Consider the following 24930-nt stretch of genomic DNA (forward strand, 5'->3'; position numbering starts at 1 on the left):
GATGAGTGGAACTCATTCTTTCATTTTTTTACTAAAGAGTTTATTAACATGTCTGAAAGTTTCAAAGAATTGTTTGAGCAAAGTATTGCCGGCGCTCAATTTTATCCTGGTGCCATTATTAATGCCAAGGTTATCGGTATCGATAGTGATTATGTCATTTTAAATGCCGGTCTAAAATCTGAAGGTATTGTTCCTAAAGAAGAATTTTATGACAAAGATGGTGCGTTGGAAGTTAGCCTGGGTGATACTGTTGAAGTAGCGCTGGATTCTGTTGAAGATGGCTACGGCGAAACGCTCCTTTCAAGAGAAAAGGCAAAACGTCAGGAAGCTTGGCGAAAATTATCTAAATCGCATGAAAACAATGAAACAGTTACAGGTCTTATTTCCGGAAAGGTCAAAGGCGGATTTACTGTTGAAATTGGTACTATACGCGCCTTCTTACCTGGTTCATTAGTAGACGTCAGACCTGTAAGAGATCCTTCTTATCTTGAAGGAAAAGAGCTTGAATTCAAAGTAATTAAAATGGATTTAAAGCGCAATAATATTGTTGTATCACGCCGTGCAGTTGTTGAAGAAGAAAGTAGTGCTGACAGACAAGCATTGCTTGAGTCACTGCATGAAGGCCAAGAACTCCATGGTATTGTCAAAAACCTTACCGATTATGGTGCATTTATTGATTTGGGCGGCATAGATGGCTTGCTTCATATTACTGATATTTCATGGAAACGTGTAAAACATCCAAGTGAAGTGTTATCAGTTGGTCAAGACGTAAAAGTAAAAGTATTAAGCTTTGATAGCGAAAGAAATCGTGTTTCTTTAGGCATGAAACAATTAGGTAACGATCCTTGGGTTGATCTGGTAGAGCGTTATCCTATAGGTAAGAAATTACAAGGTAAAGTAACCAATATTACTGATTATGGTTGCTTTGTGGAAATAGAAGAAGGCGTGGAAGGCTTAGTTCATATGTCAGAAATGGATTGGACTAACAAAAACGTACACCCAAGTAAAGTGGTTTCACTGGGCGATGTTGTTGATGTTATGGTTCTTGAAATTGATGAAGAACGACGTCGTATTTCTTTAGGTATGAAGCAATGTGTTGGTAATCCATGGCAACAATTTGCAGCAAGCCATTCCAAAGGCCAAAAAGTTAGTGGTAAGATTCGTTCAATCACTGATTTTGGAATATTCATTGGCTTGGATGGAGATATCGATGGCTTGGTTCACTTGTCTGATATTTCCTGGACTGTTGCTGGTGAAGAAGCAGTAAAACAGTTTAAGAAAGGACAAGAGTTAGAAGCAGTTATTCTTGCGATAGATCCAGAGCGTGAACGAATTTCCTTAGGTATTAAACAACTTGAGGGTGATAACTTTACAAGTTTTGTTGATGAGTATACCAAAGGTGCTATCGTAAAAGGGACTGTTGTAGCTGTTGATCCTAAAACAGTCACTGTCGCATTAGCAGATGACATTACTGGTACTATTCGTGCAGCTGAGCTCTCTGATGAGCGTGTTGATGATGCTACTACCCTTGTCAAAGAAGGTGACGAGATTGAAGCAAAAATCATAAATGTTGACCGAAAAAATCGTTCAATTACTCTTTCAGTCAAAGCGAAAGATGCTCAAGATGAAGCGGATGCGATTAAGAAGTACTCTAGAACCGAAGGTACGTCTACAACAACCTTAGGTGATTTGTTGAAAGAAAAAATGGCAAGCAAAGAAAGTGATTAATTTCTTTATTGTCAAATAGTTAAGAAAGCGTAGATTTTTCTACGCTTTTTTGTTTTTATCTATTTGAACAACCTGAGTGAGGCGAAGTGAGCTCAGGTTTATGTTATTATAGTCTCCTGGAAATACCGGATTTCACTTCGCATTACCCAGGCAACAAAAAGGAAGAATTTATGCGCATATTAATGCTGGTTATTTATATACTTCTCATTATTATTGGCGTTAGTTTTGCTGCCTTAAATGCTACTTCGGTAGATGTTAATTTTTATTTTAAAACAATATCCATGCCTATTTCAGTTCTTATGACAATTATGCTGGGTATCGGTATTTTAGTAGGCTTTATACTTTTTGTTGGGCGATATTGGCGTCTAAAAGCGGAATGTCACAAGATTAAAAATCAATTAAAATTAACTGAAAAAGAAATTAAAAACTTACGATCAATTCCATTGCAAGATCAACATTAATTTTTTTGTTATTATAAAACCTAACACGTACAGAAGGGGGGGTAATAATGATTGATTTATGGCCATTACTATTGCCTGCTGCTGCTTGGTCAGGTTGGTGGATGGCAAATCGTAGTAAACCTAAAGAAGATCCAACAGTTTATAATCGTTTATCCCGTGAATACGTTGTCGGACTTAATTATCTCTTAAATGAACAGTCAGATAAGGCTGTCGATATTTTTATCAAATTATTAGAGGTTGATAGCGATACGGTAGAAACCCATCTCGCTCTAGGAAGTTTATTTAGACGCCGTGGAGAGGTTGATAGAGCCATCCGAATTCATCAAAATTTAATTGCAAGACCCCAGTTAAGTATTTTGCAAAGGAAAGAATCCTTGATGGCACTTGGCCAAGATTATATGAGTGCTGGTTTATTTGATCGCGCGGAGCGAATTTTTTTAGAAGTTGTGGAGCTAGGCGGATCTAAAGAAACAAGCAGCCTACATGGTTTATTAGCGATTTATCAGCAAGAGAAAGCATGGGAAAAGGCTTTAGATGCAATTAAAAAATTGGAAATTTCAACTGGAACAAGTTTTCATAACCAAGCAGCTCATTATTATTGTGAAATGGCCAATCAGGCATTAAAAACCAATGCGATTGATAAGGCCGCATATTGTATTAAACAGGCGATATCTGTTGATAATGAATCAGTTCGTGCCAGTTTAATGAATGCAAACCTTGAAATGAAAGAAGGGCGTTACAAACAAGCAATTCGTTCATTAAAACGTGTCCCGCAACAAGATGCAGATTTTTTAACGGAAATTATTGAACCATTAGTTATATGCCATAAAGAATTAAATACTATGGATGAGTGCATCAAGTATCTTGAACAGACTTTAGAAGATCATCCCAGAGCTTCAGTAATTTTTGTCATTGCAGAATATTTAAGACAACAAAAGAATATGGATGCCGCTATAGATTTCGTCGCCGATAATTTGAGCAAACATCCATCAATAAGAGGTTTAAATCAGTTAATTTATTGGCATCTTGAATCTGCTCACGGAAAAGTTCGTGACAAATTACAAATGCTTTATGATATAACGAGTAAATTTTTAGATAACAAGCCAGTTTATCGATGTGTTCATTGTGGTTTTGGTGGAAAACATCTGCATTGGCATTGTCCTGGTTGCAAAAACTGGGGAAGAATGAAACCTGTCCATGGTTTGGAAGGATATTAACTAATTTTAAGAGATTATGATGCAATTTATCGATTTAAAAAAACAATATTCAATAATAGAAAATGAAATTTTAACGAGTATTAAAAACGTTTTGAATCATGGCCAGTATATTATGGGGCCTGAAATTATGCAGCTTGAAAAGCAATTGGCTGATTTTATAGGTGTTAAGCATGTTGTTGTTAATTCAAGCGGAACTGATGCCTTATTAATGGCATTAATGGCCTTGGAAATTCAACCGGGAGATGAGGTTATTACAACTCCTTTTAGTTTTTTTGCTACCACGGAAGTAATTAGTCTTTGTCAAGCTAAACCCGTTTTTGTGGATATTGATCCTCTGACTTACAATATGGATCCTAATAAGTTGGAAGCTGCAATTACCAGTAAAACTAAGGCAATAATGCCTGTTGGATTGTACGGTCAATGTTCCGATCACGATGAAATTAATGCGATTGCTGCGCGCTATGGCATTCCAGTCATTGAAGATGCAGCACAAAGTTTTGGTGCCACTTACAAAGGTAACTATTCGTGCAATTTATCAACAATTGGATGTACCAGCTTCTTTCCTTCTAAACCTCTAGGTGGATATGGGGATTCTGGAGCATGTTTTACCAATGATGATGATTTAGCACAAAAACTCATTGAAATAAGAATTCATGGACAAAATGCACGTTATTGCCATAACCGTATAGGTATTAATGGGCGGATGGATACCATACAAGCTGCTGTTCTGATTGAAAAGTTGAAACTTTTCCCAGATGAAATCATTATGCGACATAGGGTTGCTAAGGCTTATGATCAAATGCTTTCACAGTTTGTAAAAACACCATTTGTTCATAGTTATAATACTAGTGTTTATGCACAATACACCATTGAAGTAGACAATCGAGATGCTTTTCAAAAAGCAATGAGTGAATCGGGAATTCCTACAGCTGTCCATTATCCAGTACCGTTGCATCAACAAGCAGCTCTGGCTTATTTAGGTTATAGCGTTGGTGATTTCCCTCATTCTGAGCATGCAAGCAGTCGGGTTATTAGTTTACCTATGCATCCTTATTTACAAGAAGCAGAACAAATAAAAATTGTTGCAGCAGTTAAAAATGCTCTAAAAGTGTATGAAGAAGAGGCTTTAGCATAAAATGACAACCAAATTAATTGTAGCGCTTGATTTTGATAGTGAGCATGATGCTTTAACCCTAATTGAAAAGCTTGATCCAAGAAATTGTGCTTTAAAGGTAGGTAGCGAACTTTTTACTCTATTTGGTACTCATTTTGTAAAACAATTGGTAAAAAGACAATTTAAAGTTTTTTTGGATTTGAAGTTTCATGACATTCCTAATACCGTTGCCAAAGCGTGTAAAGCAGGAGCTGAATTAGGTGTGTGGATGATGAATGTTCATGCTGCTGGCGGCATGAGTATGATGCTGGCAGCACGAAAAGCAATCGATACTTATGGTGCTGAGCGACCGATATTAATTGCGGTAACCGTTTTAACCAGTTTTAATCAGAACGAATTAACTTCTATTGGCATAAACACACCAATCATTGATCATGTAAGTAAACTTGCACTCTTGGCTAAAGAGTCGGGTTTAGATGGAGTGGTCAGTTCTGCTCAAGAGGTTAAAGTGATAAAAAGAGAGTGCGGTAATCAATTTCTTACTGTTACACCTGGCATTAGACTTGCCAATGATTCAAATGATGATCAATCAAGAGTGATGACCCCCAAACAAGCTATTGAAGAAGGTAGCAATTATTTGGTAGTTGGGCGTCCCATCACACAATCAGCAAATCCAGAACTAGTTGTTACCGAAATTCTAAAAAGTATTCAAGAACCTTAATCTTCATAGCCTCGGGTAGCACAAGTTGATACCCAGGGTTTTACCACAGTGAAGTAAAATTTTTATACTTCGATTCCCTTCCATCACGAAAAAAGCATTTTTTTGATTAATTAGCATGCTATTTAATTTCTGATAAATTTGTGTTAATTATATTTGTGATGGTTAAAAATAATAAAAAAGTTGATGGAAAAAACAAAAACCCGAGTTAAGCAAAAGCAAGACTCAGCAGAAATAGGAATCAAAATTTTGGAATAGTTACAGTAAAACTGCTGAAAGAGTTTATGGATTATCATAACTTAAGGATAAGTGATGACACCACAACACGTAATAAGTCAGTTGCTTGACTCTGACTCAGCCCAATATACTCAAAATCTAGATTTATTAAAAAAAATCATTATTGCGGCCTACTTAGGGCGTCTGCAAATCAACGGCTTGCCACCAGATAATAAAATTGCTTTGGGTAACTATCTATTTGATAACGAGCAAATGATGTTCGATTTCACGCGCTTAAGTGATGAGAAAAGAGCATTGTTTATGCAATGGTTTTTGGATCCGCATCAAGAAGAGAAGACTAAGGTTTTTTTAAGGGGTATTACCGTAAATGAATATCGCGGTTTTACTGCTGAAGTCTCATTGTCTTGGTGGGGTAGAATTGTAAGCTGGTTTCAAGGGCTGTATTTGGATTATTGGAAAATAAGCGATTTAGATTTATCTCTGAAAAAAATATCTAATTATCAATTGACTGGAATTGAGATGTGCCAGGGCAGTCACGGGATATTAATCGGTTTTAATCAATTCCTAGTACCTGGAACAGGAACAAAGTATAAGGATCAAAATGACTCACAACAAGAACCGTTAGGGAATACAAAGCGAGTTTTTATTACCGATAAATTAGTCGACCAGCTTATCTCAGTCAATCTAAAAAATATCAAATTTGAGTCCGTATGCAAAAGTCCTCATCCTCAATCTATAGAAGTGTCTGATCCTCAAGAACGTCTGGATAAAATGTATGATTATCGAAAAATGCAGCGATTTATGTCCATGAAACCTTGGTATATTCGAATTTGGAATTGGTTATTTCCATGGTTGGCTGATGAAAAAGTTAAAAGCAAATCCATTAAAGAAAAACAAGTAGTTCCCTTATATGAAACAAAAAAAATAGAGATATATCGATTCTTAAAATCACATGAGATTTTAGTCAGAGAAAGAAAACCCGATATTGAAAATATAGTTTTTTGCGGTGGTGGCGCAAAAATTTTTGCACATATTGGTGTTTGGAAAGCGCTAAATGAAGCAAAAATACGTCCTGAAAAGTTCGCTGGTAGCTCCGCAGGCGCGATTATGGCATTAATGTGTTACTTAGGTTATTCGGCGGCTGAAATTGAGGAATTATTTAAACATTTTAAACATGAGCATTTAGTTCATTTTGATATCAACATCAATGGAATTTCTGAAGCACACTCATTGAAGACTGCGCTTGATTATGCAATTGCATATAAATTAAAACAAATTGTTGATAAATATCAAATTCCATATCCAAAAGGAAAAATTGATTTTGCAACTTTAGAAGATATCAGACAAAAATGTCCGGGTTGTGGGATTGGAAAAGAGTTAGTGGTTACGGCTACGAACAAACGTCAAGGAAAAACGCGATATTTCTCATTATTACGTTCACCAACTTTTGAAGTAAGTGAAGCAGTTAAAACATCCGCAAGTTTTCCTATAGTTTATCGATCAACAGTTATTGATGGAGAAGAACATAATGATGGTGGCGTATTAAATAATTTTCCTACGGAGCCCTTTTTTGATGATCACACCACACTACTCGAATCAGAATATGGTAATAATTTAAAAGTATTAGCCGTCAAGTTTGATGATGGACCGGAAAGAAAGGCAATAGATCGGGTAATGGATAGGGTATATAGGGAAAATATAGTATTAAACTGGATTTATAGATTGCTTACAGGTGTTAGTGATCCGGCTAGTGGTTGGGAAAAAGATCGTTTAAAGTTGAGAAAATATGCATGTCAATCCATTGTGATCAATGTGGATAATGTATCCAGTTCATCATTTACTGTGGGAGAGGAAACCAGAAAAAAAATGATTGAATCAGGTTATGAAGAAACACAAAGCTACTTAAAAATGCGCTATCACAAAAATGAATCTGAAGAATATGAAAATGAGGAGTTTATGTATGAAACGTTCAGCTCTTTAGGAGAATTGCTCTCTTATTGCTGTTACAGAGGGGATAGACAATGGTTTGATAGGGTATACCAACTTCTGGATAAGTCTACTGTTCCTAATCGGATTGAGTTACTAAAACAGGCACAAGAATTAAAAGCTCTTTATTTCAATTCGGTATCCTCTTCCTTAAGAAGCCCCTTACACGATGACCATCCATTAACTTTTTTTGGGAATGAAATACCGAACACTTCTACAGGTAGAACCGAGAATCATGAAATATTACTTGCAGTGTATCCAGTATTTTTAAAATTATCTCAGTCAATGCTAAAAGACAGTACCGACAAAAAAATCTTTGATTATGCTCGTCATTCCTTCCTGTTAAAAGATCCTTTTGCATGTTTAGAGCATTTTGCAAAAATTAGTAATGATACACATCTAATTCTTCATATTGTAATTAATTTATTAAAAGAGCTTAAAAAAAATCCAAGCAAAAAAGTATTCGACGCATTAAGTCAGGTTCTTGATTTATTAAATGGAAATAAAAACTTAGATAAGGAGGAGTATTTTGCGCGCTGGGATTTATCTTTTCCCCAATGCTTACGAATGTTGCGTTTATTGAATCAGGACCCTCAAATTAATACCCGTTTGTTTCGTTCAATGAGTAGAAAAAGCGAGCCATTGCAAACAGTTGTTTCTGGTGTTTTTTATGAAGAAGAGGATGAGTCTGATGAAGCTTTTTCTTTGAGTATATAATCTTTTTGTAATACATGATATTTTGTTTGCAGCAACTCGCATTAGCAATAAACACGGAGTCAGTTTGTTTTTATGAAAATAAAAGGTTTTACACTTCTTGAATTACTTATAACCATAACGTTATTTATAGGGTTATCAATAATAGGAATTGCTTCATATACTTATTTCATCAATAAAAATGAGCGGCAAACAATAATTGATGAACTTCGAACAGCAATTCAGTATGCCAAGATTCAGGCTGTTATTCTTGGCAATCCTGTATATCTTGTTCCTCTCGAGGGCTCATTGAATTGGTCAAATGGCATGGCTTTAAAGCTTTTAAATAAACAAACCAATCAAGTCAAACAGATTTATCAATGGCAATGGAATCATCCTCGCTGGGATTTAAGTTGGGAAGGAGTGGGGGCAACAAATAAGATTACATTTTCAACCTACCTAGGACAAGGAATGAGTAATGGACGGTTTATCTTAATGAATAAAGTGACTCATGAGCAAATCACTGTGATTTTAAATCGACTAGGAAGAATAAGAATCAGCAATAACTTGTCGATGGTGCGTTAATTTTGTAAGATCTTACTGAAATATATTTGTTATAAGTAGTTAAGATCCATGCCTATTAATGCCCAATCTGTTTTTAAAATAAATACACAGAGTTCAGAACATCTTAAAGAGTGGCTTAATCATCAAGCTTCGTTAACTGAGAAATTACATCAAATAAAGGGTGATGCACAAATTGAACTTATTTCCCAATGTTGGATAAATACGGATTGGTGGAATAAAAATCTTCTACAGATTCATGATGAAATGGTTTTTCAGCGCGAAATCATTATGAAAAGTCATGGGCTAGCTTATTGGTACGCTCGCAGCATTATTCCCAAAAAATGTTACGATTGCGATCCCGCTTTTTTTGACCGTCTTAAAAATGAATCAATAAAAAACTTAATCTTCAATGAAGAGAAAGTACGTCGCCTTCAATGGATCAGTTATCCTGTAGATCAGCAATGTTTAGAATACTATTGGGTAAAACGAAACTTGGATTCTGTTCAGGGTGTATTTTGGGTCCGCCTCGCTGAGTTTTCATTTCAGCAAAAGGAGTCATTTTATTTGGTTGAGATTATGTTACCTGAACTTGAGAATATTACGTCATGAAATGGGCTGCATACTGGCGATTAATGCGTTTTGATAAGCCAGTGGGCGTTTTGTTGCTTTGGTACCCGACAGCCTGGGCTTTATGGGTTGCAAATAAAGGAGTGCCATCACTTAAACTGCTCATTCTTTTTTTATGCGGTACAGTCCTTATGCGCGCTGCGGGCTGTGTAATCAATGATATCGCAGATCGAAATATCGATAAGCATGTTGCTCGTACTAAACTAAGGCCGTTAACGGCTGGGGAAGTTAGTCTTCCTGAGGCTTTCCTTTTATTAATAATATTACTTTCAAATGCATTATTTATATTAATTCAGTTACCTCGAAATTGTTTTTATCTTGGATTAATCGCATTATTCATCTCCTTTCTATATCCATTTTGCAAGCGTTTTCTAGATGCGCCTCAACTGATCCTCGGTTTGGCTTTTTCTATGGGAATACCTATGGCTTATGTCGCTTCAGATTTAGCTTTAAATACTGAATGTTTCTTATTATTTTTAATCAATTTTTCTTGGATTCTTGTTTATGACACCATGTATGCTATGACAGATAAAGAAGATGATTTAAAAATTGGCGTCAGATCTACAGCAATTTATTTTGCGAGCTATGACCGATTGATTATTGGTGTATTACAAAGTTTATTTCATGGCTTATGGTTGTGCTGGGCGTTGATGAGTCAAACAAACTTATGGTTCTATATTTGTTGGTTTGTAGCTGGTATTATCTTGATTTATCAGCAAAAACTGATAAATAAGCGAGTCCCGAAAGATTGTTTTAAAGCGTTTATTGTGAGCACGTATTACGGTGCATGGATGTGGTTAGCAGTTGCGATTGGTAAATGATTATTCCATAAAAAGAATTATTTCATAGTCCAGGAACACCCCCGAGAACACGTCGGGGGAAGGTTAAAATGGTCTTGACACAACAGGAACAAGTAAAGACCATACAGGTCTGCTTTAATAGATCTCACTGCCATTATCTGCAACAACACGTGTATGTTTACCATAAATTACAAGAATTTTTTGTTTGGCTTTTAGTTTGAGATCTTCTGATTGAACTACAGAAATAATTCCTCCTGAATTTAATTTAATAACGTATTCAACACCACGTGTCTGGCTATAACCATTATCAACAAAACCATTGTTTGTGTTTTTAGACATATTATTCATGTTTCGATGTAAATTCACAGGGCGTTTAGAAATAATCATCCCCGGAATTACTTTTTTAACTTTGCCAACTTCGCTTGTATCATACTCACCAGGAGGTAATGCTTTATTGCAGCTTAATAAAATCAAGCCAAAAAGTATTACAAAAACAGATTTGAATAGGTTTTTTCGATTCATAAGGCTTAAACTCCAGTTTGGAACATGACCGAAATAATAGCCCTTAAGGTATATAACTGTGAGATTATCTTCCAGTATATGGGGAATTATTTGTGTCACGTTATTAATTTAATTTGGCCGCACGAAGTATAACCGAGAATTAAATTATTTTTAACAGTTCATCTAATAAACTGCTAGCTCCTATGCGAAACCAGCTTTTATTAATTTGCTTTCCGATTATTAGTTCTGAAAGCATCGCATAATTGCATGCATCCTGTGGCTTTTTAATGCCACCAGAAACCTTAATACCACAGTCTGGTCTTGTATCTCTAATAGCACTTAAAATAGCAAATACTGCAGGTAAAGATGCTCCAAAAGCTATTTTACCGGTAGATGTTTTAAGAAAATCACAACCTGAATCAATTAACTCTTTACTTACCGTATAAATAGTTTGCATGTCAGGAAAAGCGCCAGTTTCTAAAATAATTTTTAAAACAAGATTGTGTTGCTTGCATAATTTTGAAACAGCTTGACATTGGTTTATTGCTTCTTGCTTTTGTCCTTGTAAATACAAATGATAGGGAAGCACATAATCAATTTCAGCTACACCGAATTCCATGGCTTTTTCGATAGATGCAAGAGAGAAATCTAATTCGTCATTTCCTTGAGGAAAGTTGATGACGGTTGCTAAGGGAATGGTATTTTGTGAAGAAAATTGCTTCAGATGCTGTAAGTAAATACATAGTGCAGCCACATGATTCAGATTTGCATTCTGTTTTAGTTGAGTTAATGATCCGGTGCTTGCATGCTCATCCAATAAAGTGAGATCAATTGTGTGAATGAGTTGCTTGGCTGTTATGGTTGTATGAGGATAGCTGCCAAGCAACGCATGCATGACCTCGTTAAAATGGGTCTCTAAAGTCACTTTAAGCTCGCAATATATTGTTTTAGGATAAGATTCAACTTTTCGGCGGCGCTCTCCGCCATTGCAACGACTGAGTCATGACTATGGGCTGTTTTTGAAAGACCAGTCGCATAATTAGTAATCATGGCGATTACTGCTACATGCATGGAGCAGTGATTTGCTACTAAGACTTCCGGAACTGTAGACATTCCCACTGCATCTGCTCCCCAAAGTTTAAATGCTCTAATTTCTGCAGCTGTTTCATAGTTTGGGCCTAATACGGAGATGTAAACTCCTTCTGTAAGTTTGATTGAATTTTTTGCTGCAATTGATAATAAGTCACAGCGCATTTGTTTATCGTATGCATTGTCCAAAGGATAAAATCTGGGGCCAAATTCATCATCATTAGGACCCATAAGTGGATTAATCGGTTGTAAATTAATATGGTCGGAAATGAGCATCAATTCTCCAGGGCCTACATCTTCTCTTAATGAGCCAGAGGCATTGGTTGCAATAAAATAATCGCATCCTAGAAGTTTCAAAGTACGTATATAGGTTTTAACTGTTTCATAGTTCTCTAAACCTTCATATGTATGAGCTCGGCCTTGCAAACAGACAACACCTACATTGTTACAATATCCAAGAATTAAATTACCACCATGTCCATGTACAGTAACTTTGGGAAACCCAGGTAACTCTTCATAATTGATACGTATTGAATCGTTCAGCTCATCGGCAAACTTACCTAGTCCTGATCCCAAAACCACACCAATAGTTGGCTTAAATGAAGGATATAATTTTTTGATATAGTTTGCTGCTAAATGAGCGTAGTTCTGCTTTGTTGCAGTATTTGTCATACAAATCTTCCTATTATATTAACTTAGAAAAAGCGGGTCTAAACTGTTTTTTCTAGTTTAAGGGTTAAAATCAAACTTAAAAGCCAGGGGTAGGAGTTCATCAATTTTTAGGCTACGTAGTATCGAATCTTTATTACATAGATGGATTATGGTATCCGGTGTTGAAAATTCATAAATCCTTTGCCTGCATGCACCACACGGTGAGCACAAGGAATTTGATCCTGCAAGTATCACCATACTTTTAATACATTGCTCGCCTGCAGACACCATAGCAGAAATTGCTGAAGTTTCTGCACATACTGCTAAGCTATAAGAGCTATTTTCCACGTTGATGCCGGTATATAAATTATCTTTATCCGTGCAAATACAACAAGCTACTCTAAATTTAGAGTAAGGTGAGTAAGAATGGGCAAGTGCTCGATATGCATTAGAAATCATTTTCGCAGTTTTTGGATCCATAATAAATCTCAATAAAACAATAGATACTATTCATTCAATTATAAAAGACTATTAGTAGTAAAACTATGTTCTCCCAAATTTTCCTCAAGTTTTTCAGCGTCAAGTAGTTTTGTAGATTTTAGAGATAATTTAGTTGGTTTATCACTTTGTCTATTAAATAAGCTGCTCCAACAGCCTGGTTCGGGTGTATCAGCATGGTCCAGAGCATTAGAGGGACCTAATGTATCTCCCATTTGAGCATAACTACCAGGTACTAGGGTTGGTTTATGATCTCCAAATGTGGAATTTAGCCAGAACTCGAATGCCAGCGCCCCAAGCCCTGCGCAAATGACTAGAGAAAAAATAGTAATTGGTATTGCCGCAGGCGGGAACACAAATATAAAAGTGGCTGCAATTGCAGTCACTAAAGATATAACACATGACGTTCTCGCATAAAATAGATAAGCCTGCTGTTTGGGATAAGAAAAACTAGGATCATCCTGCGGTGGATTTTTTAATTTATGATGTTCTCCAATTGCCCATAGTATATTACCAATAAGAAAAAGCCAGGCTGCTGGAGGAAATAGAGCAGGGATAAAAACCGCAGCAACACTAAGTATCGTTGCGCCGAACCCTATTAATGACGCAAGGAAAAATTGTTCTTTAATCTGAGCAAAACCGTACCATTTACGATAGAGTTCTTTATGATCTGGGTGAAGAAGGCATGCAGTAAGCCATGACAGATAAGCGAATAAATAAATTCCCAGCGAAACGAATCTGAAAATAGCCGATGCAAGTGGATGAGGTATATATTGGAGCTTTGATAGCAAAAAGCCAGCGAAGAAAAAAATACCACTTGCTTTATCTAACTTCTGAGCTACGGTCATTGTAAATATAGTCCTGGTATCCTATAATCCTACGCATTGTACCTTAATTAGACAGGAAAAAACAGTTCGATTTCATGGAATCAGATTGGGAAAATAATTATTCATTAACTGCTTTGTTATTTGTTTTTATATAGCCATAATTGAGTTTGATTCGGGTTTCTCTTTTTTAACTAAGTGTGATGAACCTAGAATGATTCGAACAAGTAATCCACCATCAGGATTATTTAGAGCAGTAATTTCACCATGATGTAATTGAATCGCACGGGAGGCTATAGCCAAACCTAAACCATACCCACCAGTTTTTTTTGTTCTTGATGTATCTACTCTATAAAACGGATTAAATATTCTCTCTAGCTGATCTTCAGGAACACCTGGTCCTTTGTCGCTAACGTCGATGTATACATGTTCTTTTGTTTCATCATATTTTAATGAAACGGTAACTTGTTTGGCAGCGGGTGAGTAATGCAACGCATTGCGAACCACATTTTCTATTGCTCTATGAATCAATCGTTCATCAATTAATAAGTGACACGACTCAATTATCCCAGCTTGGACTCTAGGCGTATCTTCACCAACTTCATAATTAGCATCATTAATGATATTGAACAAAAGCTCAGAAAGATCGGTTTCAGTTAAATTAAGCTCGGTTGTTGATTTTTCTAAACGAGCAAAATCCAAAACCTCTGTAATTAAAACATTTAATCGGGAGCACTCAAGTTCCATGCGATTGAATTCGCTATCTGCTAGATGTTGTGTTTTATTGCGCCCCAGCTCAATAGCAATTTGCAGCCGAGCAAGAGGCGAGCGCAATTCATGAGAAATATCTTGCAGCAGTCTTTCTTTTGAATTAACTAAAGTTTCTAGTTGTTCTGCCATGCGATCAAACTCTTTACTCAATTGAGCAATTTCATCTTTATGGTGTCCTCTTAAATGTCCGACGCGTGTATTTAATTTTCCCGTTGCAATTGACTTTGCCGCCATACCCAAAGATCGCAAAGGCTGAGTTAAATATCGCGATAATAAATAACAAATAAGTCCGCTAATAAATGTGGCTAAAGTAAGACGAATCGCTAGACCAGCCCAGGGTACACCAACAAAATGATAGATAGGTTTTTCACTAACCGCTGCAAGACGATAGAATTTTCCTGACGTTGATAAAATCTCATGGCTGACAATGAGTTTCCCTGATTTTAAAATGCCTTCATTCAGTTGATCTTGAAGCAGATTTTCTGCAACTTCTTTTACATTTTCTGGTGCTACCTGTGTCCCAATAATTTCACCAGTACTGGATAACAAGTAAAGCGACATATGGCGGGAAATGCCGATTTTATTCAGCCATTTTAATAAAGCAGCTTGTCTCCCTGATTCATAAGTTGCAACAGCGGCATTTGCATAGCTGTCCATAAAAAGTTGTTCTTGTGCAGGCAATGAGGATTTTTGCACAATATGACTGATGCCCCAGGCAGTGGTGAAAATAATAAGTATGGTGGCTAGCCAAAATGAAATAAAAATTTTCCAATATAAACTACGCATTAAACATATATCCAAAGCCACGAACAGTCTTAACTATAGGTTCGCCTTGAGGATTATCTCCTAACTTATTTCTTAGATTACTGATATGAACATCTATGCTACGATCATACGCAGTATATTTTCTGCCCAGGGCATATTCAGTGAGCTCTTCTTTTGAAAATGCTTGTCCTGGTGATTTAATAAGCATCTCTAAAATATTAAATTCTGCATTTGTTAGTTCAAGATAATTGCCGGCCATAGTTACATGGCGTTTGGAACAATCAACAACAATATTGTGCTGTTCGATTATCGGTCTTGATGTGGGAATTTTTTGAGTGCGTCTTAAAATAGCACGCAAGCGTGCTACAAGTTCGCGTGGATTACAAGGCTTGGGTAAGTAATCATCCGCACCAATTTCAAGACCTACGATACGGTCAATATCATCTCCACGAGCGGTTAGCATGAGAACAGGTGTTTCCAAATGCTCACGAATTGCTTTTAATACCTCAAAACCATTTAATTTAGGCAACATGACATCAAGAATAATTGCATCAAAAGTCTGATTTAAAGCTTTTTTTACGCCGCTTTCACCATCATGAACGCATACTGCATTAAAACCTTCGGGCACCAGGTATTGGGCTAATAAATCAGTCAGCTCTGTATCATCATCAATTATGAGAATATTACCATTCATACTTCACTATGCCTTACGTTGATCAATACATTCCATTAACTTAATTCTTCTCGCATCTGCATTAATAATTCTAAATTCAAAAGAATCAATCGTAATGGTTTCCCCTCGTGAAGGCAAATGACCAAAACTATTCATTACAATACCACCTATTGTATCATAAAATTCGTCACTAAAATCTGCATTCAGTTGTTCATTGAATTCATCAATAGGCATATGGGCTTTAACAATATAGTGCCCATCTTCATGTACTTTAAGATAAGCGTCTTCATCAATGTCAAATTCATCTTCAATATCGCCAATTATTTGTTCAATAATGTCTTCAATGGTTACAAATCCTGAGACCTCGCCATATTCATCCACAACAATAGCCATGTGATTTTTGTTGCTACGAAACTCACTGAGCAAGCTATCCAGACGTCTACTTTCAGGAACAAAAGCAGTCAAACGACAAATATCTAACAAATCAAAGGTGTCTAGATTAGATGATTGATAACGTAATAAATCTTTTGCGTGTAATATTCCTATGATTTCATCTGAATCTGCAGCAATTACTGGAAACCTTGAATGACCAGTTTGAGTCACTGTTTTAATAATATCGCAGAATTCATCGTCTTGTTTAATGCTAACCATCTGATTTTTTGGCAACATGATATCTCGTACGCGCATTTTGGAGAATGAGATAGCACCTTCTATCATTGCCAAAGTTTCAGCGCTAATAAGAGAGCGAATTTGAGCGTCCCTTAATAAACTAACAAGTTCCTCTTGATTCTGTGGCTCACCTTGTAAAAATTGTTTAAGGCGAGCAAACCACGTACTATTATCTTCCTCTTTATTCAAGTTCAATATCCTCTGCGTCATAAGGATTAGGAAACCCCAGTTCCGCTAACAATTTAATTTCAATAGATTGCATTATGGCTGCTTCATCATCCTTAATATGATCATAGCCCAATAAATGCAATATTCCATGAATCAAAATCAATGCCCAATGGGCTTCTAATGTCTTATTAAGTTGTTTACTTTCTTCTAGTAATACTTGCGGACAAATAATAACATCACCTAAAAGTGAGCACTCAACTTGTATTTCAGGGGGCAATGCACTGGGAAATGCCAGTACATTAGTGGTCTTATTCTGTTTTCTGTATGTATGATTTAAGTAAATCATTTCTTCTGGCATAACCAGGCGAATTGTCAGCTCAGCTTCTTTTTGAAAATCCCTCAATGTTAGGTGTGCTAGACGTGTTATTTCATCTTCGCTAACTGGTAGGGATTCATCAGTTGCATTTTGAATATCAATATAATAACTCATTATTTTTTTCCAGTTGATGCATTATCATAGCAGTCAACAATTTTAGATACTAACGGATGTCGTACTACTTCCCGACTTGTGAAAGTATGAATACTAATTTCCGGTATTTTTTTGAATAATCCTACTGCATGGGCAAGTCCGGAATCAATACCCTTGGGTAAATCTACTTGTGTCATATCTCCAGTTACCACTGCCTTTGAACCAAAACCTATGCGAGTTAAAAACATTTTCATCTGCATAATAGTAGTATTTTGTGCCTCATCAAGAATGATAAATGATTCGTTTAATGTTCGTCCACGCATGAATGCTAAAGGTAACACTTCGATTATATCAGTTTGAATCAATTTCTGTGTTTCTTTAAAACCGATCATTTCATATAATGCATCATAAATTGGTCTTAAATAGGGCAACACCTTTTCCACCAAATCTCCTGGCAGAAAGCCTAATTTTTCACCTGCTTCAACTGCGGGTCTAACAAAAATCAATCTTTGTACTTCACCCTTTTCAAAACATTGTATGGCTTTAGAAACAGCCAAATAAGTTTTCCCAGTTCCAGCAGGACCCACAGCAAAAGTTATGTCAAAGCGGTCAATTGAATCGAGAAAATCAGCTTGTTTGTTGTTTCGTGCAACGATTGATTTTCGGCATAATTTAACGTGATGAACATTATGAATCATTATTTTTTGGTTTTCCTTAATGAAGTAATATATATTATCAGTATAGTATTTATTATACTTTTTGACCGTGCAGAGTATAAGCACGCAAGAATAGTGCAGAAAGCACATCTTCTGCAAGATTTATGCTACAATCATTCTTTTTTTTGATATAACACGAAACTCATGATCGACCTTCATTGTCATAGCAATTTTTCTGATGGAATCTTAAGTCCAAAAGAACTAATACAAAGAGCACAAAGTCAAAAGATAAGGTGTTTGTCACTTACCGATCATGATACAATTGCTGGTTATTCAGCGTTACTTGATGCAGCTTCTGCAACATCAATTAAAATAATTAATGGCATAGAACTTAGTGTTCGCTGGAAAAAACATGAATTACACATTCTAGGTTATCAAATTAATCATACTGCAAACTTTCTCGAACTGATTAAGCGACAAAATCAAAGTAGAGTGGATCGCGCACAACAAATTGGTAGCGCTTTGGAATTGCTCGGTATTTCGGATGCTTACTTAAAAGCGCGTGATTTGGCAGGTCATGATCGAGTAGGTAGACCTCATTTTGCCCAACTTCTTGTTAATGAAGGTATGGTCAAAGATTTAGCCACTGCATTTAAACGTTTTCTAGGTAGAGGCAAGAGTGCCTATGTTCCTACTCCCTGGATTGGTGTTCAAGAGGCTGTACAAAGCATTATTGCCGCAGGTGGTCAGGCAGTGATTGCTCATCCACTTAAATACGGATTGACGCGTTCTAAATTGCATGAGTTAATTAATGAATTTAAAGAGGCTGGTGGCGTAGGAATAGAAGTTGTTTCGGGGGAAATGACAGTAACTGAAGTTAATGAAATGGCTGCAATATGCCTACGTTTTGATTTATTAGCTTCTTCTGGGTCAGACTATCATAGTGATATTTCTTCGCGAATTAATCTTGGAAGTCAAAAACAACTACCAGTAAACTGTAGGCCTATTTGGTATGAATGGAACATCTAACAGGGGACCTTATGAGTCAGTTTTTTGCATTACATCCTGACAATCCGCAAGCTCGTTTGTTGAGAAAAGCGGTAAGTATTATTGAGGACGGTGGATTAATTGTTTATCCTACAGACTCGGGTTATGCATTAGGTTGCAGCTTAGGGAACAAGGCAGCACTTGAGCGCATTAGAAAACTGCGACAATTGGATAAAAATCATAATATGACGCTTGTATGTCGTGATCTATCCCAACTTGGCACTTATGCTCGAGTATCCAATCCAATATTCCGATTATTGAAAGCATTCACGCCTGGTTCTTATACGTTTATTCTTAATGCAACACATGAAGTTCCTCGCTTAATGCTGCATCCCAAAAGGAAAACCCTAGGATTACGTGTTCCTGATAATATGATTACACTTTCATTGCTGGAGTGCCTTGAGGCACCATTAATGAGTACTACACTAATTCTTCCAGGTGCTAAGGCTCCATTAAGTGAACCTGAAGCAATTTATGATCTTTTGGGAAATCAAATCGACTTGGTTATTGATGGTGGCAATTGTGGGCATGAACCGACGACTGTAGTTGATTTAACTGGTGAGTATCCAGTGATAATAAGGGAGGGTAAAGGTGATCCTGAGCCCTTTAAATAATTAATTATTAAAAGAGGATATTGATGTCAGCACTATTTAGTTCCAATAAGCGAGTTGTTTCTGGAATGCGAGTTAGCGGAAGATTACATCTGGGGCACTACCATGGTGTAATAAAAAATTGGATCAAATTACAACATCAATATGATTGCTTCTTTTTTGCAGCCGATTGGCATGGTTTAACAACACAATATGAAGAGCCAGGTTTTATCGAGAACCATTTATGGGATATGATCGTTGATTGGTTGGCTTGTGGTGTAAATCCAGGGTTATCACGAATATTTATTCAATCATGGGTACCAGAGCACGCGGAACTGCATTTGCTGTTATCCATGATTACTCCTTTAGGGTGGCTTGAGAGGGTGCCTAGCTTTAAAGATCAGCAAGAGAAATTAAAAGAAAAGGATTTATCAACTTATGGTTTTTTAGGCTATCCCTTATTACAAAGTGCGGATGTTCTAATTTATCATGCTGATTATGTTCCAGTTGGAGAGGATCAGGTATCTCATATTGAACTAACTCGAGAAATTGCGCGTAGGTTTAATCATATCTATGGGAAAGAACCAAATTTTGAAGAGCTTGTAGCTGAAGCAATTAAAAAGATGGGAAAAAAGAACAGCAAGTATTACAGTGAATTGCGTCGACAATTTCAGGAACATGGAAATCATGAGGCGATTAAAACAGCACAAGCTCTTTTAGAAGACCAATCTAACTTATCTATTGGTGATAAAGAGCGTTTATTAGGCTATTTAGAGGGCAGTGGAAAAATTATTTTACCAGAACCTCATCCAATGCTTACTGAGACTGCCAAGATGCCTGGTCTTGATGGACAAAAAATGTCTAAGTCTTATCACAACACCATTATGTTAAGAGAACCGCCAGAACAGGTTGAAAAAAAGATCTTGACTATGCCAACTGATCCCGCGCGAGTCAAACGAACCGATCCGGGTGAACCAGAAAAATGTCCAGTATGGCAACTCCATAAAATTTACTCAAATAATGAAGTAAAGGATTGGGTGCAAAATGGATGTCGTTCTGCAGGAATTGGTTGTATTGAATGCAAAAGACCTGTTGTTGATTCGATTAATAAGGAATTACAACCCATCCAGGAAGCGATTGCTGAATATGAATCTGATTTAAGTTCTGTGAAACGAATCGTTTCTGAAGGGAGTGAGGCCGCTCGAGAAGTGGCTTGTAAAAATTTAAGCACAGTACGAGAGGTCATGGGGCTCGATTATTGATGTTCGGTTGCTAAAGAGTCTTTAAAATTTTTTAGCTTGGCTCAGAAAGCGTCGGTTTTGTGTACCGCAGTGTAATTTTACATAGAAGTAAATGAGCAATAGAGTACAAAAATGCCGACGTTTTACTGATCAAGGTAAGATTTTAAAATAGGTTCTAAAAAGCAATCCTGGGTTACCCGATTAGAAACCAGGTTTCACCCGTTCTCCTATGTAATATGTGGATCTTTGAAAGTGCACTGTGTCGAACCAAAAAAATGAGTTGTTAGCATGGACATTGAAATATCAAGCAATCCAGAAATAAAAGCAATAGTTGATGGCAAGGAGCTTACAGAGCTTCCAGAAGATTTATTTATTCCTCCTGATGCGCTTGAAGTACTGTTGGATTCTTTTAGTGGCCCGCTCGATTTGCTTTTGTATCTGATTCGCAAACAGAATATTGATATTTTGGATATTCCTATTGTAAGCATTACCAAACAATACCTGCATTACATTCAATTGATGGAGTGCAGACGATTGGAGTTAGCTGCTGATTATTTATTGATGGCAGCAATGCTTGCAGAAATTAAGTCACGGCTGTTGCTGCCAACCCCAGCTACTAGCGATGATGAAGAGGAAGAAGATCCCAGAATGGCGCTAGTACGAAAACTTCAAGCCTATGAACAAATTAAAATTGCCGCAGAACTGCTTGATGCGCTCCCTCGACAAGAACGAGATCATTTTATTATTCAAGTAGTACCGTCGGAACTTGAGCAGATCATTGTGCACCCAGAAGTAAAGCTCGAGGATTTAATTGATGCAATGAAAACATTATTGCAAAGAGAAGAACAAATGAGTCATCATCAGGTCACGCGTGAAGCACTATCTGTTCGTGAGCGTATGAGCCATATTTTGTTGCAACTACAGGAACACAAGGTCTTGGAGTTTAGTCAATTATTTTCTGTTCAAGAAGGACGAATTGGGTTAGTTGTCTCTTTGTTGGCTATTTTGGAATTAGCAAGACAATCACTTATTGTAATTACACAAAACGAAGCATTTTCTCCTATACATTTACAGGCAGCATAATATGGATGAAAAGGAATTAAAAAACATTGTTGAAGCATTACTCTTAAGTTCTAATGAACCCATATCACTTGATAAATTATTAGAAGTTTTTGATGAATGGCAAAGACCTACTAAAGAGTACTTAAGTATTATTATCAATGACTTAAAAGAGGATTATGCATCACGATCTTTTGACCTTGTTCATGTTGCAACGGGTTTTATGATCCAAACTAAAAAAGAATACAGTAATTGGATTGCGCGAATGCAAATCGAGAAACCAACTAAATATTCTCGCGCTTTACTTGAAACTTTAGCTATTATTGCTTATAAGCAACCGGTTACTCGCGCGGATATTGAAGAGTTGCGTGGAGTTGCAGTAAGTAGTCACATAATAAAAACGTTATTGGAAAGAGAATGGATTCGTATTTCTGGTTATAAAAATGTAGCGGGTAAACCTGCTGTATATACAACAACGAGAGAGTTTTTAAATTATTTTAATTTAAAATATTTAAATGAACTTCCAGCCTTACCTGAGGTTATGGAAGCATTAACCTTACATAATCCTAATGAAGAGTATATTACCGAATGAGCAGCGAAAGGTTACAGAAAATACTAAGCCAGGCAGGTCTTGGATCGCGACGAGAAATGGAACGTTGGATAGAAAATGGTTGGGTACAAGTGAATGGAAAACCTGTAAAACTAGGGGATTCAGCAAGTGCCGAAGATAAAATCACTGTAAAAGGAAAACTAATCCCTAATCCTCTTAAGGTAAGGCAAAATATACGTATCCTACTTTACCACAAACCTGTTGGTGAAATTTCAAGTAGACATGATCCTAAATTTGAGAAAACGGTTTTTGATCATTTACCCCACTTACGACAAGGTCGTTGGGTACAAGTAGGCCGCTTGGATTTAAATACTTCTGGATTGCTTATCTTTACTAATAATGGTGATTTAGCCAATCAGTTAATGCATCCTAAATACGGATTAGAAAGAGAATATGCAGTGAGAGTTCATGGTCAGGTTAGTCCTGATGCTTTAAATCAGCTTCAAAAAGGGGTAGAGCTTGAAGATGGGATAGCTAAATTCACACGCTTGGAATTTCGAGGCGGTGAGGGTGCTAACTCTTGGTATCATGTGACTTTGAATGAGGGTCGTAATCGGGAAGTTCGACGTTTGTGGGAATCACAAGGAGTTGAAGTAAGTCGATTGATACGCATTCGTTACGGTCAATTAACGATGCCAAGATTTTTATCACGTGGACAGTGTTATGAATTATCACCTAAAGAGGTTACTGAATTTTTAGCTTCTTTACCAAAAGAGTGATTGAATTAAAAAGTTTCTTGTAGCCTGGGTGAAGGCGCAGCCGGAACCCGGGTTTTCTGCCATACGATTTCCCTGGTTCCGGCTGCGCCTTCACCCAGGCTACATCGATTTAAACCGTATAGTCTTTCTTGTTAAAGGGTTTTAGTGATTCCGCAATTTGTTTATATAATTCAGGAAGCCATCTGGGTTGCGCAAATGTAGAGGTAGATGGTTTATCATTGCGCAAATCATTGGGTGCAATAATCACTTGGATGTTCTCTAGACCAACACGACGCGCCAAAATAAAAAGCTGGTCTATAGCCAGATCACCTACTGCTAAACAACCTACTGATAAGTTTTTACCGTGTATAAAAATATTATTACCTAAATTTCTTCTTCCATCTTGATAACCTTTTTGCTTATCAAAATTATTGGGGTAATTAATCATCATTGACAAATGCATACTACTAAAGGGGTTAAAATTAACTAGTCTATAAACACCTTCTGGAATTTGCTTGTCATTTTCACGGAGCTTAGGTCCTAATCGGCCACTAAATCCAGTTAAAGGATAGTCGTGGACATGTTTCCATTTTTGATCAGGATTTTTAGCCCAGAGTTCTACTTTTCTTTCTGATTTAAAAGCGAGTAAGGCGATTTCGCGTGGAGGATAACTTACTTTTGCTTTAGCGAAATAAGATTTAAGACGGGGTTCAACTCGTAAGCCATAACGTTTTATTGCTTTATCAACTGCTTGATCCCAATTAAGCTTGTGTGTCATGGCATGGCAATTGATGCTCAGCATCATTATGATAAGGGCTAATAACCGTTTCATATAAACATTAAAGTGATGAAGTGTTGGCATGTTATCAAATATTAACCCAAAGAACAATTTAACCTCCTAGGATCTTGACTAAATCAGGACTACGTAACCCTTATGTAATAATTGAATTTATTGATATATATCTAGGGAGCGTATCCATACGTTAACTCTTATTTTTTTGTTTCAGTAGTAATTGTTTTTTTACAGGTAATGACAGTTGTGTTGTTATAAAGTCTGGGCTTGTCGCTAAGCGTCCAAAAGAGGGTAACAAACCATAATGATTTGGACAGAGATACATGACAGAACTGTCTTGGTCAATTTTATAAAAAACGTATTTACTATCACAATAATCTGGTCTTTCAAAGAGTGCCACTTGCATGATGGGTGTGCCCTCCATCTTATGTTCTATAAAAAATGCATTAATCCAAAGGTTGCTGATTACAATAATTGCGCCAACAACTAAGAATGAACTAACAAAGGCGTATATATATTTAAAAGCAGGGCCGTTAACACGTAAATGTGATATGACTTGTATTAACGCAAGGAGCAATATAAGAAAGTTAAATGAATAGACTCCAGCATTAAAATAATTAAAATACGTTCCAAAAATTTGGTTTCCTGAAAACTGAAAATGAATCAGCACGGCAATAAGACTTAGCCAAAGAGATGAAATGATGTAATAAATCGCATTTCTTTTAATTCCAATAATAAAGAGGACTAGAGCAATTAATGGAAAAAAAGCTTGGATTAATTTTCCCAGTGTATACATTTGAGCATACTCTCAAAATTAAATGGTATTTACTTTAAAGCCATATAGTTATAACAGTATTTTCTACATATGTATAGATAATGTAAGCTCAAATGGGTTTTTGAGTGGCCATAGCCTGATGAAGGATCACCTCAGTTCTTTTCAATGTAACAATTTAATAATGTTCATTATGCACTTGAAGATAAACCTCTAGTTTTTGCTAAATATAGGAAGCGTT

At 36.5% G+C, this 24930-nt stretch carries 27 protein-coding genes; 15 read left to right on the forward strand and 12 right to left on the reverse strand.

The features are described from left to right. Positions 1–48: 48 nt before the first annotated feature. From rpsA to ubiA, 9 genes are all read left to right on the forward strand, one after another. On the forward strand, positions 49–1728 hold the full coding sequence (gene rpsA, locus Lstg_RS09935) for a 30S ribosomal protein S1 (protein WP_058477505.1): 1680 nt from the start codon (positions 49–51) through the stop codon (positions 1726–1728). Between the two features lie 170 nt (positions 1729–1898). Continuing rightward, positions 1899–2189, forward strand: a complete 291-nt coding sequence (locus Lstg_RS09940) for a lipopolysaccharide assembly protein LapA domain-containing protein (RefSeq protein ID WP_058477506.1) — start codon at positions 1899–1901, stop codon at positions 2187–2189. 47 nt (positions 2190–2236) lie between these two features. Continuing rightward, on the forward strand, positions 2237–3406 hold the full coding sequence (lapB, locus tag Lstg_RS09945) for a lipopolysaccharide assembly protein LapB (protein ID WP_058477507.1): 1170 nt from the start codon (positions 2237–2239) through the stop codon (positions 3404–3406). Between the two features lie 19 nt (positions 3407–3425). Further along, the gene (locus Lstg_RS09950) at positions 3426–4541 is read left to right on the forward strand and encodes a DegT/DnrJ/EryC1/StrS family aminotransferase (protein WP_058477508.1); all 1116 of its coding nucleotides are present in this window, start codon (positions 3426–3428) and stop codon (positions 4539–4541) included. A gap of 1 nt (position 4542) precedes the next feature. Further along, positions 4543–5241, forward strand: coding sequence for an orotidine-5'-phosphate decarboxylase (gene pyrF / locus Lstg_RS09955; RefSeq protein WP_058477509.1), 699 nt, complete (start codon positions 4543–4545; stop codon positions 5239–5241). 309 nt (positions 5242–5550) lie between these two features. Continuing rightward, on the forward strand, positions 5551–8178 hold the full coding sequence (vpdC, locus tag Lstg_RS09960; protein WP_058477510.1) for a Dot/Icm T4SS effector VpdC: 2628 nt from the start codon (positions 5551–5553) through the stop codon (positions 8176–8178). Between the two features lie 72 nt (positions 8179–8250). Next, complete coding sequence (locus Lstg_RS09965; RefSeq protein ID WP_058477511.1) at positions 8251–8739, forward strand: GspH/FimT family protein; 489 nt, start codon at positions 8251–8253, stop codon at positions 8737–8739. 48 nt (positions 8740–8787) lie between these two features. Continuing rightward, positions 8788–9327 (forward strand): chorismate--pyruvate lyase family protein, encoded by a 540-nt coding sequence (locus Lstg_RS09970; protein ID WP_058477512.1) that lies wholly within the window; start codon positions 8788–8790, stop codon positions 9325–9327. Beyond that, positions 9324–10166 carry a 4-hydroxybenzoate octaprenyltransferase gene (gene ubiA / locus Lstg_RS09975; protein WP_082650826.1) on the forward strand — a complete coding sequence of 281 codons (843 nt, stop codon included), beginning with the start codon at positions 9324–9326 and terminating at the stop codon, positions 10164–10166. The genes Lstg_RS09970 and ubiA overlap by 4 nt, the downstream gene beginning before the upstream one ends. 114 nt (positions 10167–10280) lie before the next feature. On the opposite strand, the gene Lstg_RS09980 is transcribed toward ubiA, so the two are convergent. From Lstg_RS09980 to Lstg_RS10025, 10 genes are all read right to left on the reverse strand, one after another. Beyond that, positions 10281–10667, reverse strand: coding sequence for a hypothetical protein (locus Lstg_RS09980; RefSeq protein WP_058477513.1), 387 nt, complete (start codon positions 10665–10667; stop codon positions 10281–10283). 139 nt (positions 10668–10806) lie between these two features. After that, complete coding sequence (gene deoC / locus Lstg_RS09985) at positions 10807–11571, reverse strand: 2-deoxyribose-5-phosphate aldolase (protein ID WP_058477514.1); 765 nt, start codon at positions 11569–11571, stop codon at positions 10807–10809. Next, positions 11568–12407, reverse strand: a complete 840-nt coding sequence (locus Lstg_RS09990; protein WP_058477515.1) for a purine-nucleoside phosphorylase — start codon at positions 12405–12407, stop codon at positions 11568–11570. The genes deoC and Lstg_RS09990 overlap by 4 nt, the downstream gene beginning before the upstream one ends. Before the next feature lie 57 nt (positions 12408–12464). Further along, entirely contained in the window at positions 12465–12866 is a 402-nt protein-coding gene (cdd, locus tag Lstg_RS09995; protein ID WP_058477516.1) for a cytidine deaminase, read from the reverse strand. 38 nt (positions 12867–12904) lie between these two features. Beyond that, positions 12905–13732: a hypothetical protein gene (locus tag Lstg_RS10000; RefSeq protein WP_058477517.1), complete on the reverse strand. Its 828-nt coding sequence runs from the start codon at positions 13730–13732 to the stop codon at positions 12905–12907. Positions 13733–13858: 126 nt separating this feature from the next. Further along, a complete protein-coding gene (cpxA, locus tag Lstg_RS10005) occupies positions 13859–15265 on the reverse strand; it encodes a two-component system sensor histidine kinase CpxA (RefSeq protein WP_058477518.1) in 1407 nt (468 codons plus the stop codon). Next, the gene (gene cpxR, locus Lstg_RS10010) at positions 15258–15938 is read right to left on the reverse strand and encodes a two-component system response regulator CpxR (RefSeq protein ID WP_058477519.1); all 681 of its coding nucleotides are present in this window, start codon (positions 15936–15938) and stop codon (positions 15258–15260) included. Before cpxR ends, cpxA begins: the two co-directional genes overlap by 8 nt. A gap of 6 nt (positions 15939–15944) precedes the next feature. Then, entirely contained in the window at positions 15945–16796 is an 852-nt protein-coding gene (locus tag Lstg_RS10015) for an HlyC/CorC family transporter (RefSeq protein ID WP_115324551.1), read from the reverse strand. After that, positions 16768–17244 carry an rRNA maturation RNase YbeY gene (ybeY, locus tag Lstg_RS10020; protein ID WP_058477521.1) on the reverse strand — a complete coding sequence of 159 codons (477 nt, stop codon included), beginning with the start codon at positions 17242–17244 and terminating at the stop codon, positions 16768–16770. The genes Lstg_RS10015 and ybeY overlap by 29 nt, the downstream gene beginning before the upstream one ends. Then, the gene (locus Lstg_RS10025; RefSeq protein WP_115324552.1) at positions 17244–17921 is read right to left on the reverse strand and encodes a PhoH family protein; all 678 of its coding nucleotides are present in this window, start codon (positions 17919–17921) and stop codon (positions 17244–17246) included. Before Lstg_RS10025 ends, ybeY begins: the two co-directional genes overlap by 1 nt. A gap of 162 nt (positions 17922–18083) precedes the next feature. Between Lstg_RS10025 and Lstg_RS10030 the strand changes: the two genes are divergently transcribed. From Lstg_RS10030 to rluB, 6 genes are all read left to right on the forward strand, one after another. Beyond that, the gene (locus Lstg_RS10030; protein ID WP_058477522.1) at positions 18084–18908 is read left to right on the forward strand and encodes a PHP domain-containing protein; all 825 of its coding nucleotides are present in this window, start codon (positions 18084–18086) and stop codon (positions 18906–18908) included. Positions 18909–18919: 11 nt separating this feature from the next. Then, complete coding sequence (locus tag Lstg_RS10035) at positions 18920–19540, forward strand: L-threonylcarbamoyladenylate synthase (protein ID WP_058477523.1); 621 nt, start codon at positions 18920–18922, stop codon at positions 19538–19540. A 23-nt stretch (positions 19541–19563) separates the two neighbouring features. Further along, positions 19564–20778 carry a tryptophan--tRNA ligase gene (locus Lstg_RS10040; RefSeq protein WP_058477524.1) on the forward strand — a complete coding sequence of 405 codons (1215 nt, stop codon included), beginning with the start codon at positions 19564–19566 and terminating at the stop codon, positions 20776–20778. Positions 20779–21045: 267 nt separating this feature from the next. Further along, positions 21046–21840 carry a segregation and condensation protein A gene (locus Lstg_RS10045; protein ID WP_058477525.1) on the forward strand — a complete coding sequence of 265 codons (795 nt, stop codon included), beginning with the start codon at positions 21046–21048 and terminating at the stop codon, positions 21838–21840. Between the two features lies 1 nt (position 21841). Beyond that, the gene (gene scpB / locus Lstg_RS10050) at positions 21842–22408 is read left to right on the forward strand and encodes an SMC-Scp complex subunit ScpB (RefSeq protein WP_058477526.1); all 567 of its coding nucleotides are present in this window, start codon (positions 21842–21844) and stop codon (positions 22406–22408) included. Then, the gene (gene rluB / locus Lstg_RS10055) at positions 22405–23145 is read left to right on the forward strand and encodes a 23S rRNA pseudouridine(2605) synthase RluB (RefSeq protein WP_058477527.1); all 741 of its coding nucleotides are present in this window, start codon (positions 22405–22407) and stop codon (positions 23143–23145) included. The genes scpB and rluB overlap by 4 nt, the downstream gene beginning before the upstream one ends. 109 nt (positions 23146–23254) lie before the next feature. On the opposite strand, the gene Lstg_RS10060 is transcribed toward rluB, so the two are convergent. Both Lstg_RS10060 and Lstg_RS10065 read right to left on the reverse strand, forming a co-directional pair. Further along, complete coding sequence (locus Lstg_RS10060) at positions 23255–23956, reverse strand: L,D-transpeptidase family protein (protein WP_415583199.1); 702 nt, start codon at positions 23954–23956, stop codon at positions 23255–23257. Positions 23957–24107: 151 nt separating this feature from the next. Continuing rightward, positions 24108–24713 carry a hypothetical protein gene (locus Lstg_RS10065; RefSeq protein ID WP_058477528.1) on the reverse strand — a complete coding sequence of 202 codons (606 nt, stop codon included), beginning with the start codon at positions 24711–24713 and terminating at the stop codon, positions 24108–24110. Between the last annotated feature and the right edge of the window lie 217 nt (positions 24714–24930).

It is taken from the genome of Legionella steigerwaltii (assembly GCF_001468065.1).
Lineage (GTDB): Bacteria > Pseudomonadota > Gammaproteobacteria > Legionellales > Legionellaceae > Legionella > Legionella steigerwaltii.